Source organism: Arsenicibacter rosenii, from assembly GCF_001870735.1.
In the GTDB taxonomy this organism is placed as follows: Bacteria; Bacteroidota; Bacteroidia; order Cytophagales; family Spirosomataceae; genus Arsenicibacter; species Arsenicibacter rosenii.
Window position 1 is genome coordinate 1 of sequence record NZ_MORL01000105.1, and the last position, 2177, is coordinate 2177.

1 protein-coding gene is annotated in these 2177 nt (G+C 58.7%); it reads left to right on the forward strand.

What is annotated here, in order from left to right; translation table 11 throughout:
- On the forward strand, positions 1–2177 hold a 2177-nt coding region (locus BLX24_RS33025), incomplete at both ends, for a beta strand repeat-containing protein (protein WP_374755027.1).

Sequence of the window (2177 nt, forward strand, 5' to 3'; positions counted from 1 at the left end):
ACCGTTACCCAAACCACGTTTGCGGTCGGTACGGTCACCGTTAACCCACAGCCGCTGCTGAGCCTCAACGCCAGCGCAACGTTTGTGACGGTCAACACGCCTGTGAGTCTGTCAGCGATTGGCTGTACCGGAACCGTACGCTGGAGCACGACTCAGACAACACCGGTTATTTCGGTGACGCCGGCTAACAGCACCCAGACGTATTCGGCAACCTGCACAACGGGTCCGGGCTGTTTCACCACGGCAACCATTACGATTAATACGACTCCTCCAGCCGGTATCGTGGTTTCATCGGCTACGATCTGTTACGGCTCGTCGGCCACACTGACCGCGTCGGGTTGTGCCAACGGGACCATTGCCTGGTCGAACGGCACCACCGGTGCGACCCTGTCTATTGCCAGCCTGACGGCCACCACCAGCTATACCGCCACCTGTTCGACGCCAACCGGTTCGGTTACTTCGGCAGTCGGCACAGTAACGGTAAATCCGAAACCGGTGCTGTCGATCAACGCCAGCGCTACCTTCGTCACTGCCGGTACACCGGTTAGTCTGTCAGCCATTGGCTGTGTGGGTACGATTCGCTGGAGCACGGCTCAGACGACTTCGGTTATTTCGGTGACGCCAGCCAACACAACACAGACCTACTCGGCGACCTGTACAACAGGAGTCAACTGTTTCACCACGGCCAGCATCACCGTTAACACCCTGCCACCGGCCAGCATTACGGTTTCATCGGCTACGATCTGTTATGGCTCGTCGGCCACACTGACCGCGTCGGGTTGTGCCAACGGGACCATCGTCTGGTCGAACGGCACCACCGGTGCGACCCTGTCTATTGCCAGCCTGACGGCCACCACCAGCTATACCGCCACCTGTTCGACGCCAACCGGTTCGGTTACTTCGGCAGTCGGCACAGTAACGGTAAATCCGAAACCGGTGCTGTCGATCAACGCCAGCGCTACCTTCGTCACTGCCGGTACACCGGTTAGTCTGTCAGCCATTGGCTGTGTGGGTACGATTCGCTGGAGCACGGCTCAGACGACTTCGGTTATTTCGGTGACGCCAGCCAACACAACACAGACCTACTCGGCGACCTGTACAACAGGAGTCAACTGTTTCACCACGGCCAGCATCACCGTTAACACCCTGCCACCGGCCAGCATTACGGTTTCATCGGCTACGATCTGTTATGGCTCGTCGGCCACACTGACCGCGTCGGGTTGTGCCAACGGCACCATCGTCTGGTCAAACGGCACCACCGGTGCGACCCTGTCTATTGCCAGCCTGACAGCGACCACCAGCTATACCGCCACCTGCTCGACCCCGACCGGTTCAGCTACTTCGGCAGTCGGTACGGTCACGGTGAATCCGAAACCGGTGCTGACCCTACAGGCCAGCAAGACACTGGTAACTGCCAGTACGCCGGTCAGCATCACCGCAACGGGTTGTGTGGGTACGATTCGCTGGTCTACGAATCAGACGACTTCGGTTATTTCGGTCACGCCAGCGAACACGACACAGACCTATTCGGCGACCTGTACAACAGGCGTGAATTGCTTCACGACCGCTAGTATTACCATTAATACATTGCCACCGGCCAGCGTAACCGCCTCGTCAACGGCCATCTGCTACGGTTCGTCGGCCACGCTGGTGGCCACCGGTTGCAGCAGCGGCACCATCGCCTGGTCAAACGGCACCACCGGCGCTACCCTGTCTATCGGCAGTTTAACCGCAACGACCAGCTATACCGCCATCTGTTCGACACCGGCAGGCTCAACGGCATCGGCAGTCGGTACGGTCACGGTTTATCCGAAACCGGCCATCAGCATCCAGGCGAGCAACACTTTCGTGACCGCTGGTTCGCCGGTAAGCCTGTCGGCAACCGGTTGTGCGGGGAATGTAGCATGGAGTACCAATGGCGCTGGTAATACGATCACAGTGATGCCGATGAATAGCTCACAAACGTATTCGGCAACCTGTACGACCGGCCCTGGCTGCTTCACAACGGCCAGTATCACGATCACAACTTTGCCACCAGCCAACCTGACGGCTACCTCAACGACGGTTTGTGCGGGTTCGTCAGCAACACTCGTAGCTTTAGGCTGCTCTAATGGTACTATTGCGTGGTCGAACGGCACCACCGGGGCTACCCTGTCTATTGCCAGCCTGACGGCCAC